We start from the raw sequence: 13,788 nt of genomic DNA on the forward strand, positions 1-13,788 counted from the left end.
GTATCGGAGGACGTGTTCATGAGGTCCGGTGCGAACCGCCGCTGGCTGCTGCGCCTGGTCATCGCCTTCTCGTTCGCGCAGGCGGCGGTGTCGATGGCCCGGCCCGCCGTCTCGTACCGGGCGCTGGCGCTCGGCGCGGACGAGCGGGCGGTCGGGGTGATCGCCGGTGTGTACGCGCTGCTGCCGCTGTTCGCGGCCGTGCCGCTGGGCCGCCGGACCGACCACGGCCGCTGCGCCCCGCTGCTGCCGGTCGGGGTGGTCCTGATCTCCGGCGGCTGCGCGCTCAGCGGCGCCGCCGGGTCGCTGGGGACGATGGCGCTGTGGAGCGGCGTCATGGGCCTCGGCCACCTGTGCTTCGTGATCGGCGCCCAGTCGCTGGTGGCCCGCCAGTCCGCGCCGCACGAACAGGACCGCAACTTCGGCCACTTCACCATCGGCGCCTCACTGGGCCAGCTCATCGGCCCGATCGCGGCCGGCGCGGTGGTCGACGGCTCCGACATGGCGCACAGCAGCGCGGTGGCCCTGGTGGCGGCGGGCGCGGGCGGCGCGGTCGCGCTGACCTCGCTGTGGCGCACAGAGCACCGTACGGCCGTCAAGGCGTCCGCCGCCGCGCCGGGCGCCCGGGTCCCGGTGAGCCGCATCCTGCGCGCCCGGGGCGTGCCCGCGGGCATGCTGATCAGCCTGTCCGTGCTGTCCGCGACCGACATCCTCACCGCGTATCTCCCGGTGGTCGGCGAACACCGGGGCATCGCGCCCTCGGTGGTCGGCGTGCTGCTCAGCCTGCGGGCGGCGGCCACCATCGCCTGCCGGCTGGTGCTGACGCCGCTGCTGCGGCTGCTGGGCCGCACCGCGCTGCTCACCGTCACCTGTCTGCTCGCCGCCCTGCTCTGCGCGGGCGTCGCGCTGCCGCTGCCGGTGTGGGCGCTCGGCCTGGTCCTGGCCGTCCTCGGCTTCTGCCTGGGCGTCGGCCAGCCGCTGTCCATGACGACGGTGGTCCAGGCGGCCCCCGCCGAGGCCCGCTCCACCGCCCTCGCCCTGCGGCTGACCGGCAACCGCCTCGGCCAGGTCGCCGCCCCCGCCGCGGCGGGCCTGATCGCGGGCGTCGCGGGCGTCGCCGCGCCCTTCGTCATGCTGGGCGCCCTGTTGCTGCTCTCGTCGGGCGTGGCGATACGTGCCCCACGCCCGGCGGCCCCGACGGACGAACACCGCACTGCCCGCCGAAGCCGCTCGGTGACCCGCTGACCCGCTGAACCGGGGGCCGCACACCCGCCCCCCCCGGAACGAAAACATCCGCTTTCTCACTATCCGGACGCCCCCTCCCAATCCCGCCCGACACCTTCCCCACCCACCCGCATTCCATTAAATTCCCGTGCCCCACCCGCACCACCGCTCAGTGAGCCCCGGGGGCACCCCAGATGACCCGCGCCATCTCCCTGCACGACGTCAGCAAGACCTACACCCGAGGCGTCCGCGTCGTGGACCACCTCTCCCTGGACATCGCGCCCGGCGAGTTCCTCGTCCTGCTCGGCCCCTCCGGCTGCGGCAAGTCCACCGTGCTGCGCATGATCGCCGGCCTGGAGGAGATCAGCGACGGCCAGCTGCTGCTGGACGGCGAGTACGCCAACGACCTGCTCCCCGCCGAGCGCCGGATGGCGATGGTCTTCCAGAACTTCGCCCTCTACCCGAACATGACCACCCGGGGGAACATCGGCTTCCCGCTCCGCGTCGAGAACCCCCAGGCCGACCACCGCCCCCAGGTGGACGCCACCGCCCGCCTGCTCGGCATCGAGGACCTGCTCGACCGCTTCCCCGCCCAGCTCTCCGGCGGGGAGCGGCAGCGGGTGGCGATGGGCCGGGCCATCTCCCGGCACCCCTCCGCCTTCCTGATGGACGAGCCGCTGTCCAACCTCGACGCCAAACTCCGCAACCACCTGCGCGCCGAGATCACCCGGCTCACCCGCCAGTTGGGCGTCACCACGGTCTACGTCACCCACGACCAGTCCGAGGCCATGTCGCTCGGCGACCGGGTCGCCGTGCTGCGCGGCGGGGTCCTCCAGCAGGTCGACACCCCCCGCCGGGTCTACGCCCTGCCGTCCAACGTCTTCGTCGCCGCCTTCATCGGCACCCCCCGCATCAACCTGCTGCGCGGCCTGGTGCGCGCCCCGCTGGACGGGGCGATGACCATCAGCCTGGGCAAGCAGTACCTCCGGCTGCCCGAACCGCTCACCCGGGACCACCAGTTGCTCCGCGTCCAGCAGGGCCGCGAGATCATCGTCGGCCTGCGTTCGGAGGCCGTCCGGATCGCGCAGCCGGCGGCGGCCCGTCCCGGCGAGGTCCTCCTCACCGGCCTGGTGGAACACGTCGAGTTCCAGGGCCACGAGGCCCTCGTCCACCTCGACACCGGCTCCCGACCCGCCCTCGTACCGGAGCTGGAGGCGCCACGGCCCGCCCGACCGGCCCGGCGCCGGCGCCGCGAGGGCTCGGTCCTGGACCGGCTGCGGGACCGCGCGGGCACCCTGCGGGCCGGACCGGTGGTGCTCCTTGACGACCAGCCGGACGACACCGGCCCGCCGCCCCCCGAGGGCCGGCTCCCCGGCGACCTGATCGTCCGCACCACCCCCGACATCGACCTCCGCCACGGCATGCAGCTCCCGCTCCTCGTCGACCTCGCCCACCTGTTCGTCTTCGACCAGCACGGCGAGCGGATCTGCCCGGCCCCGGCGCGGCTGCCCGACCTGGAGGAGTGAGACCCGGTAGACGAAGGGCCATGAACCGCACCCGGGGCCGTACCGCCCTCGCCACCGCCGCGCTCCTGCTGACCGTCGCCGCGCCCGCCGCGTACGGCACCTTCGACGGCGGGGACACCGCGCCCGCCGCCCGCCACGGCGGGGACACCGCGCCCGCCGCCCGCCACGGCGGGGACACCGCGCCCGCCGCCCGCCACGGCGGGGACACCGCCCCCGCGGCCTCCCCGGCGCCGGCCCGCGGCACCCCGTACGTGCAGACCCAGCTCTTCTTCGGCACCGCCCGCCCCGACGGCGGGCCGGCCGTCACCGAGCGGCAGTTCATGGCCTTCGTCGACGCCGAGGTCACCCCGGGCTTCCCCGCCGGGCTGACCGTGCGGCGCGGCCACGGGCAGTGGCGGGACGCCACCGGCACCGTCGAGAAGGAGCGGTCCTACGAGCTGATCCTGCTGTACCCGGTGGCCGCCGCGCGGACGAGCGACCGCCGGATCGAGGAGATCCGCCGGGTTTACGAGAAGACCTTCGGGCAGGAGTCCGTGGGCCGGGTCGATCTGCGCGGCGACGCCGACTTCTGAGGTTCCGCCCGGCGGTCGCCCCGACCCGGTCCCGGGCAGGGTGAGCCGTGCCATGACAGCGGCCCCTGGTGCCAGAAAACTAACGGCGCTAGTTTGGGGCGCGGACGACGGAGACCGCCCGCCCGGAAGGAACGCGAACGCGATGAAGGCACAAGACGGCATGTACCTCGACGGAGCCTGGCGACCCGCCGCGAGCCGGGACACGATCGCGGTGGTGAACCCGGCCGACGAGCAGGTGATCGGCCGGGTCCCGGCCGGGGACGCGCAGGACGTCGACACCGCCGTGCGGGCCGCCCGCGCCGCCCTGCCGGGCTGGGCCGCCACCCCGCCGGCCGAGCGGGGCGCCCGGCTGGCCGCCCTGCGGGACGTCCTGGTGGCCCGCAAGGACGAGATCGCCGAGACGGTCACCGCGGAGCTGGGCGCGCCGCTGAAGTTCTCCCAGGCCGTGCACGCCGGCGCCCCGATCGCGGTGGCCGGCTCCTACGCCGAGCTGGCCACGACGTACCCCTTCGAGGAGAAGGTCGGCAACTCCACCGTCTACCAGGAGCCGGTCGGCGTGGTCGGCGCCATCACCCCCTGGAACTACCCGCTGCACCAGATCGTCGCCAAGGTCGCCCCGGCGCTCGCCGCGGGCTGCACGGTCGTCCTCAAGCCCGCCGAGGACACCCCGCTGGTGGCCCAGCTGTTCGCCGAGGCGGTGCACGAGGCCGGCGTCCCGGCCGGCGTCTTCAACCTGGTCACCGGCCTCGGCCCGGTCGCCGGCCAGGCGCTCGCCGAGCACCCCGGCGTCGACCTGGTCTCCTTCACCGGCTCCACCGCGGTGGGCCGCCGGATCGGCGCCACGGCCGGCGCCGCCGTCAAACGGGTCGCCCTCGAACTCGGCGGCAAGTCCGCCAACGTCATCCTGCCCAGCGCCGACCTGGCCAAGGCGGTCAACGTCGGCGTCGCCAACGTGATGTCCAACTCCGGCCAGACGTGCAGCGCCTGGACCCGGATGCTGGTCCACCGCGACCAGTACGACGAGGCCGTCGAACTCGCCGCGACGGCCGCCGCCAAGTACGGCGACCGGATCGGCCCGGTCGTCAACGACGGGCAGCGCCAGCGGGTGCGCGGCTACATCGAGAAGGGCGTCGCCGAGGGCGCCCGGCTGGTGGCCGGCGGCCCCGACGCCCCGCACGAGCGCGGCTACTACGTCCGGCCCACCGTCTTCGCCGACGTCACCGCGGACATGACCGTCGCCCAGGAGGAGATCTTCGGCCCGGTCCTGACGATCCTGCGCTACGAGGACGAGGACGACGCCCTGCGGATCGCCAACGGCACCGTCTACGGGTTGGCCGGCGCCGTCTGGGCCGGGGACGAGGAGGAGGCGGTCGCCTTCGCCCGCCGGATGGAGACCGGGCAGGTCGACATCAACGGCGGCCGGTTCAACCCGCTCGCCCCGTTCGGCGGGTACAAGCAGTCCGGCGTGGGCCGCGAGCTGGGCCGGCACGGCCTCACCGAGTACCTCCAGACCAAGTCCCTCCAGTTCTAACCCCAGTAACAGGAGAGTTGCTTCCGTCATGGCTGTCCGCGCCGCCGTCGTCCCCGCCATCGGCTCCCCGCTGGAGATAACCGAGATCGACCTGCCCGACCCCGGGCCCGGCCAGGTCCGGGTGCGGCTCACCGCCGCCGGGGTCTGCCACTCCGACCTGTCGCTGTCCAACGGCACCATGCGGGTGCCGCTGCCCGCCGTCCTCGGCCACGAGGGCGCCGGCACCGTCGTCTCCGTCGGCGAGGGCGTCGAGGGCCTCGCCCCCGGCGCCGCCGTCGTCCTCAACTGGGCGCCGTCCTGCGGCACCTGCCACGCCTGCTCGCTCGGCGAGGTCTGGCTGTGCGCGAACGCCCTGTCCGGCGCCGCGCGCACGCACGCCCACCGCGCCGACGACGGCACCGCACTGCACCCCGGGCTGAACGTCGCCGCGTTCGCCGAGGAGACGGTCGTCGACGCGTCCTGCGTACTGCCCGCCCCGGACGGCGTCCCGCTCGCCGACGCCGCCCTGCTCGGCTGCGCCGTCCTCACCGGCTACGGCGCCGTGCACCACTCGGCGCGGGTGCGCGAGGGCGAGACGGTCGCCGTCTTCGGCGTCGGCGGCGTGGGCCTCGCCGCCCTCCAGGCGGCCCGTATCGCCGGCGCCGCGAAGATCGTCGCGGTCGACGTCTCCCCGGCCAAGGAGGAACTGGCCCGCGCGGCCGGCGCCACCGACTACGTCGTCGCCTCCGACACCACCGCCCGGGAGATCCGCGCGCTCACCGCCAAGCAGGGCGTGGACGTCGCCGTGGAGTGCGTGGGCCGCGCGGTCACCATCCGCGTCGCCTGGGAGTCCACCCGGCGCGGCGGCCGCACCACGGTCGTCGGCATCGGCGGCAAGGACCAGCAGGTCACCTTCAACGCCCTGGAGATCTTCCACTGGGGCCGCACCCTCACCGGCTGCGTCTACGGCAACAGCGACCCGGCCCGCGACCTCCCGGTCCTCGCCGACCACGTCCGGGCCGGCCGCCTGGACCTCGCCGCCCTGGTGACCGAACGCATCGCCCTGGACGGCATCCCGGCCGCCTTCGACAACATGCTGGCGGGCAAGGGCGGACGCGCGCTGGTCGTCTTCTAGCCCACGCGGCGCACCGGGTCACTTGGCGCACCGGGTCGCTTGGTTCATCGGGTCGCTTGGTTCATCGGGTCACCCGGTTCATCGGGTCACCCGGCTCATCGGGTCACCCGGCTCACCGGGTCACCCGGCACACCGGGTTACCTGGTTCACCCGGCTCACTGGTTCACTCGGCTCACTGGTTTACCCGGCTCACCGGGTCACCCGGCTCAACGCCGGGCCCGCGAGGCGCGCTCCGGCCGCCGCTTCGCCCCGTCCCGGGCAGCGGCGGCCGCCCGGACCCGCGCCCGGGACCGCGACACCGCCACCCCCGCCAGACACAGCACCCCGCCCACCAGCGTGAGCGGACCCGGCACCTCGTCCAGCGCCAGCCACGACATCAGCACGACCAGCGCGGGCACCGCGTACGTGGTCGCGCCCATCCGGCTCGCGGTCGTCCGGGCCAGCGCGTACGCCCACGTCGTGAAGGCCAGCGCGGTCGGGAAGACCCCCAGGTACACCATGTTCAGGGTCGCCGACAGGGGCGCGTCGGCCGCCTGCCGCACCAGCTGCCCCGCGAACGGCAGACAGACCACGGCCCCGACCAGGCAGCCCCACGTCGTCACCTGGAGCGCGCTCGCCCGGCCCAGGGCCGGCTTCTGGGCGACGACCCCGGCGGCGTAGGCCACGGCGGCCAGCAGACACAGCACCACCCCGAGCACCGAGGCACCGCCCTCGCCCGACATCGACAGCCCCACGGTCACCGCGCCGGCGAACGACACCGCCATCCCGGCCAGCAGCCGGGGCGGCATGACGTCCCCGAGCAGCCGGGCGCCGAGCAGCGCGATGAGGATCGGCCCGACGTTCACGACCAGCGCGGCGGTACCGGCGTCCACCTGCTGTTCGCCCCAGTTGAGGGCGACCATGTAGAAGCCGAACCAGAGCACGCCCGATATCGCGATGCCGCGCCAGGCCGACCGGGGCGGCAGCCCTTCCCGCCGCACCAGACAGATCAGGCCCAGCACCAGGGCCCCGGACAGCAGCCGGCCGAGCGCCAGCGCGCCCGGCGCGTAGGCGTCGCCCGCACTGCGGATGGAGACGAAGGCGGAGGCCCACAGCACGACGGTGACGGCGGCGGCCCCGGCCGCGAGCAACCGCGGGCGGCCGGACAGCGCGGGGACGGGGGCGGGAGAGGGGGACATCATGCTCCAGAGGCTAGGGAGAACAGGGCAGGGAAAGCTCGCGGTTTTCGGACCGGGCGGCGCGGACCGCCCGGACGGGTTTCAGGCGGGGCGGCGCGGCGCGGACCGCCCGTACACCTGCCGGCCCGGCCCGGCCCGCCGCTCAGCGCAACGCGTCCGGCGCCACGCCCAGCAGCTCCGACAGCGCCCGTTCGCCCGCCGCCGTCACCTTCACCGCCCGCCCGCTGCCGATCCGCACGCACCAGCCCGCGGCCAGGGCGTGCCGACACAGCGCCGCGCCCGCCACCCCGGCGAGGTGGGGACGGCGTTCGGTCCAGTCGAGGCAGGCTCGGGCCAGTGGCCGGCGCCCGGTGCGGACGAGCGCGATGCCGGTCGTGCCGAACCAGGCCGGCCCCGCGTCCGTGAGCGCGAACCCGGTGTCCTGCCGCAGCAGCCCCCGGGCGGTCAGCGCGTCGGTCACCGCGATCCCGAGCCGCCCGGCGAGATGGTCGTAACAGGTCCGCCCCCGGGCCATCGCCGACCCGGCGCCCGCCGCGGCCAGCGAACGCGGCCGCCGCGCCACCGCCTCCGGCGCCACCTGCGCGGCCAGGTCCTCCACGAGCTGCGCCACCCGGTCGTCGGCCAGCCGCAGGTACCGGTGCCGCCCCTGCCGCTCCTCGGCCAGCAGACCGCCCGCGACCAGCTTGCCCAGGTGCTCGCTGGCCGTCGACGGCGCGACCCCCGCGTGCCGGGCCAGCTCACCGGCGGTCCACGCCCGCCCGTCGAGCGCGCCAGCAGTCCCCCACGCTCGGCTTCGCTCGCGCGGGGGCGCCCCCACCGGCCCGGGTCTCGTCGGCGATCAGCCCGGCCAGCCGCGCGAGCCCGACCGCCCCGGGGTCCTTGGTGGTCATGCCACCAGCATGCGGCACCCACGGTTCGGCGGACGCCGAAGGGTCCGGGCGGACCGCAGCCGCGGCGGCCACCGCGGCGAAAACGGAAACAAATCGACTTACCTATGTATTGAGGGAGGAAGAGATGTGAATGTGACAGAGACGACACGACGCCACACACGGCAACAACGGGAGCAGGAATGGCACACACGGACATACGCCACCGCAACAACGTCACGGTGACCGGCGACCCGGACGGGCCGGTGGTGATGCTGGCGCACGGCTTCGGCTGCGACCAGCACATGTGGCGGCTGATCGTGCCCCGGCTGGCCGAGCACCACCGGGTGGTCCTGTTCGACTACGTCGGCTCGGGCCGCTCCGACCCGGCCGCCTGGGACGCCCGGCGCTACGCCGCCCCGGAGGGCTACGCGCAGGACGTCGTCGACATCCTGGCGGCGCTGGACCTGCGGGACGTGGCGTTCGTCGGGCACTCGGTGAGCGCGATGGCCGGCGTACTGGCCGCCCGCGCCGCGCCGGACCGCATCTCCTCCCTGGCGCTGGTCACCCCCTCCCCGCGCTATCTCGACGACGACGGCTACCGGGGCGGCTTCAGCCGGACCGACATCCAGGAACTGCTGGCCTCGCTGGACTCCAACTACCTCGGCTGGTCGTCCGCGATGGCCCCGGTCGTCATGGGCAACCCGGACCGCCCGGAGCTGGGCCAGGAGCTGACCGACAGTTTCTGCGCGACCGACCCGGCGATGGCCCGTGTGTTCGCCCGGACCACGTTCCTCTCGGACAACCGGGGGGACCTGGAAGGGGTGAAGGTACCCACGCTGGTGCTGGAGTGCGCCGAGGACGTCATCGCCCCCCGGGGCGTCGGCGCGTTCGTGCACGCCCGGATTCCCGGCTCCCGGCTGGTCACCCTGGCCGCCACCGGACACTGCCCGCAGCTCAGCGCCCCCGAGGCCACCGCCGACGCCCTGCTCGACTTCCTGGACCGCACGCATGACGCCCCACCCGACACCCGCCATGACGCCCGGCACGGCACCTGACCCCGCCGGGGCGGCCGACAGCGCCGAGGAACTCTACGAGTCGGCCCCCTGCGGTTTCCTGTCGACCACCCCGGACGGCACCATCACCAAGATCAACGCGACCCTGCTGCGCTGGCTCGGCAGACGGCGCGCGGAGGTGGTGGGCCGGACGCGCTTCGTCGACCTGCTCACCGTCGGCGGCAAGCTCTATTACGAGACCCACTTCGCGCCCCTGCTGAGCATGCGCGGCGAGATCGGCGGCATCGCGCTGGAGCTGACCACCGCGACCGGCGGCAGACTGCCGGTGCTGGTCTCGGCCACCGTCAAGCGGAACGCGGCCGGCCAGCCGATACTGATCCGCACCACCGTCTTCGACGCCGCCGACCGGCGGAGCTACGAGGAGGAACTGCTGCGCCGCAGCGCGGTGGCCGACGAGGCCCGGGCCCAGGCCGAGGCCGCCCTGCGGCTGGCGCAGGAGGCCCGGACCCGCTCCGAGGCGGACCGGGCCCGGCTGACCGACGCCCTCACCGTGCTCCAGCAGGCGCTGCTGCCCGCCGAGCTGCCCACCGTGCCCGGCCTGGACGTCGCCTCGTACTACTACACCGCCTCGCCCGACCGGCTCGGCGGCGACTTCTACGACCTGTTCGCCCTGGACGCGCGGCGCTGGGCGTTCTTCCTCGGCGACGTGAGCGGCAAGGGCCCCAGGGCCGCCACCGTCACCTCCCTCACCCGGTACACGCTGCGCGCGGCCGTCTCCCACGACGCCGATCCCGTCGCCGCCCTGACCACGCTCAACGCCGTTCTGCACGACCGCTACGGCACGGAGGCCGACCCCCGCCACTGCACCGCCGTCGTCGGTGTCGCCGAACCCGACCCGGAGCGGGGCCGCACCACGGTCAAGCTCGCCTCCGGCGGCCATCCGCCGGCCCTGCTGCTGCGGGCCGGCGCGGGCGCCGACTACCTGACCACGCCCGGCGGCATGCTGGTCGGCGCCTTCCCCGACGCCGTCTTCACCCCCGCCGAGGCCGTCCTGTACCCCGGCGACAGCCTGCTGCTCTACACCGACGGCCTGACCGAGGCCCGCATCGACCCGCTGCGCCGGGTCCTGTACGGCGACGAGCGGCTGCGGGACTTCGTCGCCGGGCAGGCGTCGACGGCACCGGACGACCTGGTCGCCGCGGTCGCCGCGCTGCTGGAGAAGATCGGCGACGGCGTCGACGACGACACCGCCCTGCTCGCCCTGGGCACCCCGCCGAGGGGCGCCTAGAGAGCCCTCGCGACCTGCTCGTACTGCTGCGCCAGGCCGTCCAGCAGCGCGGCCAGCCCCGTCTCGAAGGCCCGCTCGTCGATCTTCTCCTGCTGCTCGGCGAGCCGGTGGGCCTGCTGGAGGTGCGGGTAGTCGGCGGGGTCGTAGGCGCCCGGCTCGTCGGGAAAGCCCCCGGCGAACGATCCCAGCACCGAACCCATCACGAAGTACCGCATCAGCGCGCCGATGGAGGTGGCCTGGGCCGGCGGCCAGCCGGCCTCGACCATCGCCCCGTAGACGGCGTCCGCCAGGCGCAGCGCGGACGGGCGGCGGCCGGGGCCGTGGGCGAGCACCGGGACGATGTTGGGGTGGTCGCGCAGGGCCGCCCGGTAGGAGACGGCCCAGTCGTGCAGCGCCGTGCGCCAGGGCCGGCCGTCCTCGAACATCGACAGGTCGACCTGGCCGCTCACCGAGTCGGCGACCGCCTCCAGGATCTCGTCCTTGGTGCGGAAGTGGTTGTACAGCGAGGGCCCGCTGACGCCCAGCTCGGCGGCGAGCCGGCGGGTGGAGACGGCCGCGAGGCCCTCCGCGTCCACCAGCGCACGGGCCGCCGTGACGATCCGGTCGGTGCTGAGCAGGGGCTTGCGCGGTCGGGCCATGGCGCACATAGTAGGGCTGCGACTAGAAACTAGCAGTGCTAATTTAAGCGCTGGACGGCGTTGGACTACCTGTGAGGTGCGCGGCATGAACCTGGAGCTCAGCGAGGAGCAGACCGCTGTCCGGCAGCTGGCCCGGGACTTCGTCGAGCGCGAGATCGCCCCGCACGTGGTCGCCTGGGACCGCGCCGAGGAAGTGGACCGCGCGATCGTCAAGAAGCTCGGCGAAGTCGGCTTCCTTGGTCTGACCATCGACGAGGAGTACGGCGGCAGCGGCGGCGACCACCTCGCGTACTGCCTGGTCACCGAGGAACTGGGGCGCGGCGACTCCTCGGTGCGCGGCATCGTCTCGGTCTCCCTCGGCCTGGTCGCCAAGACCGTCGCCGCCTGGGGGAACGAGGAGCAGAAGCGCCGCTGGCTGCCCGGCCTGACCTCCGGCGAGTACGTCGGCTGCTTCGGCCTGACCGAGCCCGGTACCGGATCGGACGCCGGGAACCTCACCACCCGCGCGGCGCGCGACGGCGACGGCGACTACGTGATCAACGGCACCAAGATGTTCATCACCAACGGCACCTGGGCCGACGTCGTGCTGCTCTTCGCCCGCTCCACGGACGCCCCCGGCCACAAGGGCGTCTCCGCCTTCCTGGTGCCCACCGACACGCCCGGCCTGACCCGCCGCACCATCCACGGCAAGCTCGGCCTGCGCGGCCAGGCCACCGCCGAACTGGTCCTTGAGGACGTCCGGGTGCCCGCCGCCGCCATGCTCGGGCCCGAGGGCAAGGGCTTCGCGGTCGCCATGTCGGCGCTGGCCAAGGGCCGGATGTCGGTCGCGGCCGGCTGCGTCGGCATAGCCCAGGCCGCGCTGGACGCGGCCGTGCGGTACGCGGGCGAGCGCGAACAGTTCGGCAAGACCATCGCCCACCACCAGCTGGTCCAGGAACTGATCAGCGACATCGCCGTCGACGTGGACGCCGCCCGGCTGCTGACCTGGCGGGTCGCCGACCTGATCGACCGGGGGCAGCCCTTCACCACCGAGTCCTCCAAGGCCAAGCTGTTCGCCTCCGAGGCCGCGGTGCGCGCCGCGAACAACGCGCTCCAGGTCTTCGGCGGCTACGGCTACATCGACGAGTACCCGGCGGGCAAGCTGCTGCGCGACGCCCGCGTGATGACCCTCTACGAGGGCACCAGCCAGATCCAGAAGCTGGTCATCGGCCGGGCGCTCACCGGGGTGTCCGCGTTCTGAGTACCCGGTCTGAGTAGTCCGGCGGATGTGGTCGCGGCCGCCTCCGCCGACCCTTGTCCCCATGAGTGACACACCGGTCAAGCAGCAGAGCACCGCCGCCTTCTACGGGCAGGCCGTCGCGTCCTTCGCGGTCGCCATCGTCGCCACCGCCATCGGCATCTTCAACCTGGACGCGGACGCCTGGGTGCGCGCCTTCCTGGGCATCGCCGTCCTGTACCTCGTCACCTCCTGCTTCACCCTCGCCAAGATCATCCGAGACCGGCAGGAGGCCGGGCAGATCGTGAGCCGCGTCGACCAGGCGCGGGTGGAACAGCTGCTCGCCGCGCACGACCCCTTCCAGAAGCTGTGAGCCGACAGGCGCTCTAAGCGACCGCTCAGCTTCGGCGGTATGGTGGAGCTGCTGTCACCGAGAGGGGCGTAAAAGGCGATGAGTACGGCGGAGGAGACCAGGGGCGGCGACACCGAACCCTGGAGCGAGGTCACCCCCGACGCGGCCCGGCGGCTGCTGGTCGCCGCCGTGGAGGCCTTCGCCGAGCGCGGCTACCACGCCACGACCACCCGGGACATCGCGGGGCGGGCCGGCATGAGCCCGGCCGCGCTCTACATTCACTACAAGACCAAGGAAGAGCTGCTCCACCGCATCAGCCGGATCGGCCACGACCGGGCGCTGGACATCCTGCGCACGGCGGCTCGCGGCGAGGGCAGCGCCACGGCGCGGCTGGCCGACGCCGTCAGCTCCTTCGTCGGCTGGCACGCGGGCCGGCGCACCACCGCGCGGGTGGTCCAGTACGAACTGGACGCGCTCGGTCCGGACGCCCGCGCGGAGATCGTCGCGCTGCGCCGCCAGTGCGACACCGAGGTGCGCGGCATCATCGAGGACGGCGTGGCCACCGGCGAGTTCGAGGTGGCCGACCTCAAGGGCACGACGCTGGCCGTGCTCTCGCTCTGCATCGACGTGGCCCGCTGGTTCAGCGTCGACGGCGCCCGGACGCCCGACGAGGTCGGCGCGCTCTACGCCGACCTCGTGCTGCGGATGGTCGGGGCCGGTCAGAGGTAGTAGCGGGAGACCGACTCCGCGACGCACACCGGCTTGTCGCCGCCCTCGCGCTCCACGGTGAAGGCGACGCTCACCTGGACACCGCCGGTGACGTCCTCGACATTGGTGACCGTGGCGGTGGCGCGCACCCGCGAGCCGACCGGCACGGGGGCGGGGAAACGGACCTTGTTGGTGCCGTAGTTGACGCCCATCTTCACGCCCTCGACGGCGAGCAGCTGCGGCCCGAACAGGGGCAGCAGCGACAGGGTCAGATAGCCGTGCGCGATGGTGGTGCCGAACGGTCCGGCGGCGGCCTTCGCCGGGTCCACGTGGATCCACTGGTGGTCGCCGGTCGCCTCCGCGAACAGGTCGATCCGCTTCTGGTCGATCTCCAGCCAGTCGGTGTACCCCAGTCGCTGGCCCACCGCCGCCTTCAGGTCGTCGGCGGAGGTGAAGATCCTCGGCTCTGCCATGTCCCGGCCTCTCCCATAGGTCATCTCTAAGCAACTGCTTAGCATGGTCGGCCGTGCGGTCCCTGTCAACGGACCCGGACCGGACGGGT

13 protein-coding genes and 1 pseudogene are annotated in these 13,788 nt (G+C 73.9%); 10 read left to right on the top strand and 4 right to left on the bottom strand.

Annotated features, from left to right (window positions below; genetic code table 11):
- The first annotated feature begins 18 nt into the window (after nt 1–18).
- From ACTT8P_RS09250 to ACTT8P_RS09270, 5 genes are all read left to right on the top strand, one after another.
- Nucleotides 19–1,242, top strand: coding sequence for an MFS transporter (locus ACTT8P_RS09250; protein WP_442831060.1), 1,224 nt, complete (start codon nt 19–21; stop codon nt 1,240–1,242).
- 173 nt (nt 1,243–1,415) lie between these two features.
- Nucleotides 1,416–2,747: an ABC transporter ATP-binding protein gene (locus ACTT8P_RS09255; RefSeq protein ID WP_442831061.1), complete on the top strand. Its 1,332-nt coding sequence runs from the start codon at nt 1,416–1,418 to the stop codon at nt 2,745–2,747.
- 20 nt (nt 2,748–2,767) lie between these two features.
- Nucleotides 2,768–3,319, top strand: coding sequence for a DUF3574 domain-containing protein (locus ACTT8P_RS09260; RefSeq protein ID WP_442831062.1), 552 nt, complete (start codon nt 2,768–2,770; stop codon nt 3,317–3,319).
- A gap of 142 nt (nt 3,320–3,461) precedes the next feature.
- Nucleotides 3,462–4,850: an aldehyde dehydrogenase family protein gene (locus ACTT8P_RS09265; protein ID WP_442831063.1), complete on the top strand. Its 1,389-nt coding sequence runs from the start codon at nt 3,462–3,464 to the stop codon at nt 4,848–4,850.
- Between the two features lie 28 nt (nt 4,851–4,878).
- A complete protein-coding gene (locus tag ACTT8P_RS09270; protein ID WP_442831064.1) occupies nt 4,879–5,964 on the top strand; it encodes a Zn-dependent alcohol dehydrogenase in 1,086 nt (361 codons plus the stop codon).
- A 206-nt stretch (nt 5,965–6,170) separates the two neighbouring features.
- On the opposite strand, the gene ACTT8P_RS09275 is transcribed toward ACTT8P_RS09270, so the two are convergent.
- Nucleotides 6,171–7,145 (bottom strand): DMT family transporter, encoded by a 975-nt coding sequence (locus tag ACTT8P_RS09275; RefSeq protein WP_442831065.1) that lies wholly within the window; start codon nt 7,143–7,145, stop codon nt 6,171–6,173.
- 139 nt (nt 7,146–7,284) lie between these two features.
- Nucleotides 7,285–8,032, bottom strand: a pseudogene (locus ACTT8P_RS09280) (ArsR/SmtB family transcription factor).
- A gap of 179 nt (nt 8,033–8,211) precedes the next feature.
- On the opposite strand from ACTT8P_RS09280, the gene ACTT8P_RS09285 reads away from it, so the two are divergent.
- Both ACTT8P_RS09285 and ACTT8P_RS09290 read left to right on the top strand, forming a co-directional pair.
- Nucleotides 8,212–9,066 (top strand): alpha/beta fold hydrolase, encoded by an 855-nt coding sequence (locus ACTT8P_RS09285; protein ID WP_442831066.1) that lies wholly within the window; start codon nt 8,212–8,214, stop codon nt 9,064–9,066.
- The gene (locus ACTT8P_RS09290) at nt 9,020–10,312 is read left to right on the top strand and encodes a PP2C family protein-serine/threonine phosphatase (protein WP_442831067.1); all 1,293 of its coding nucleotides are present in this window, start codon (nt 9,020–9,022) and stop codon (nt 10,310–10,312) included. Before ACTT8P_RS09285 ends, ACTT8P_RS09290 begins: the two co-directional genes overlap by 47 nt.
- Here ACTT8P_RS09290 and ACTT8P_RS09295 read toward each other — a convergent pair.
- Nucleotides 10,309–10,950 (bottom strand): TetR/AcrR family transcriptional regulator, encoded by a 642-nt coding sequence (locus ACTT8P_RS09295; protein WP_442831068.1) that lies wholly within the window; start codon nt 10,948–10,950, stop codon nt 10,309–10,311. The genes ACTT8P_RS09290 and ACTT8P_RS09295 overlap by 4 nt on opposite strands.
- 85 nt (nt 10,951–11,035) lie before the next feature.
- Between ACTT8P_RS09295 and ACTT8P_RS09300 the strand changes: the two genes are divergently transcribed.
- The 3 genes from ACTT8P_RS09300 (at nt 11,036) to ACTT8P_RS09310 (ending at nt 13,247) form a co-directional block, all read left to right on the top strand.
- A complete protein-coding gene (locus ACTT8P_RS09300; protein WP_442831069.1) occupies nt 11,036–12,190 on the top strand; it encodes an acyl-CoA dehydrogenase family protein in 1,155 nt (384 codons plus the stop codon).
- Between the two features lie 61 nt (nt 12,191–12,251).
- Entirely contained in the window at nt 12,252–12,539 is a 288-nt protein-coding gene (locus tag ACTT8P_RS09305; RefSeq protein WP_442831070.1) for a YiaA/YiaB family inner membrane protein, read from the top strand.
- 78 nt (nt 12,540–12,617) lie between these two features.
- Nucleotides 12,618–13,247: a TetR/AcrR family transcriptional regulator gene (locus tag ACTT8P_RS09310; protein WP_442831071.1), complete on the top strand. Its 630-nt coding sequence runs from the start codon at nt 12,618–12,620 to the stop codon at nt 13,245–13,247.
- On the opposite strand, the gene ACTT8P_RS09315 is transcribed toward ACTT8P_RS09310, so the two are convergent.
- Nucleotides 13,238–13,699, bottom strand: a complete 462-nt coding sequence (locus ACTT8P_RS09315) for a MaoC family dehydratase (protein WP_442831072.1) — start codon at nt 13,697–13,699, stop codon at nt 13,238–13,240. The genes ACTT8P_RS09310 and ACTT8P_RS09315 overlap by 10 nt on opposite strands.
- Nucleotides 13,700–13,788: the final 89 nt, after the last annotated feature.

Source organism: Streptomyces sp. JW3 (assembly GCF_052216785.1).
Taxonomy (GTDB): Bacteria; Actinomycetota; Actinomycetes; order Streptomycetales; family Streptomycetaceae; genus Streptomyces.

Excerpts from the sequence above, each read along its gene's own strand:
- ACTT8P_RS09250 (WP_442831060.1), top strand. The coding sequence starts at position 19 with ATGAGGTCCGGTGCGAACCGCCGCTGGCTGCTGCGCCTGGTCATCGCC.
- ACTT8P_RS09260 (WP_442831062.1), top strand. The coding sequence starts at position 2,768 with ATGAACCGCACCCGGGGCCGTACCGCCCTCGCCACCGCCGCGCTCCTG.
- ACTT8P_RS09300 (WP_442831069.1), top strand. The coding sequence starts at position 11,036 with ATGAACCTGGAGCTCAGCGAGGAGCAGACCGCTGTCCGGCAGCTGGCC.
- ACTT8P_RS09285 (WP_442831066.1), top strand. The coding sequence starts at position 8,212 with ATGGCACACACGGACATACGCCACCGCAACAACGTCACGGTGACCGGC.
- ACTT8P_RS09255 (WP_442831061.1), top strand. The coding sequence starts at position 1,416 with ATGACCCGCGCCATCTCCCTGCACGACGTCAGCAAGACCTACACCCGA.
- ACTT8P_RS09315 (WP_442831072.1), bottom strand. The coding sequence starts at position 13,699 with ATGGCAGAGCCGAGGATCTTCACCTCCGCCGACGACCTGAAGGCGGCG.
- ACTT8P_RS09265 (WP_442831063.1), top strand. The coding sequence starts at position 3,462 with ATGAAGGCACAAGACGGCATGTACCTCGACGGAGCCTGGCGACCCGCC.
- ACTT8P_RS09270 (WP_442831064.1), top strand. The coding sequence starts at position 4,879 with ATGGCTGTCCGCGCCGCCGTCGTCCCCGCCATCGGCTCCCCGCTGGAG.
- ACTT8P_RS09310 (WP_442831071.1), top strand. The coding sequence starts at position 12,618 with ATGAGTACGGCGGAGGAGACCAGGGGCGGCGACACCGAACCCTGGAGC.
- ACTT8P_RS09275 (WP_442831065.1), bottom strand. The coding sequence starts at position 7,145 with ATGATGTCCCCCTCTCCCGCCCCCGTCCCCGCGCTGTCCGGCCGCCCG.
- ACTT8P_RS09305 (WP_442831070.1), top strand. The coding sequence starts at position 12,252 with ATGAGTGACACACCGGTCAAGCAGCAGAGCACCGCCGCCTTCTACGGG.
- ACTT8P_RS09290 (WP_442831067.1), top strand. The coding sequence starts at position 9,020 with ATGACGCCCCACCCGACACCCGCCATGACGCCCGGCACGGCACCTGAC.
- ACTT8P_RS09295 (WP_442831068.1), bottom strand. The coding sequence starts at position 10,950 with ATGGCCCGACCGCGCAAGCCCCTGCTCAGCACCGACCGGATCGTCACG.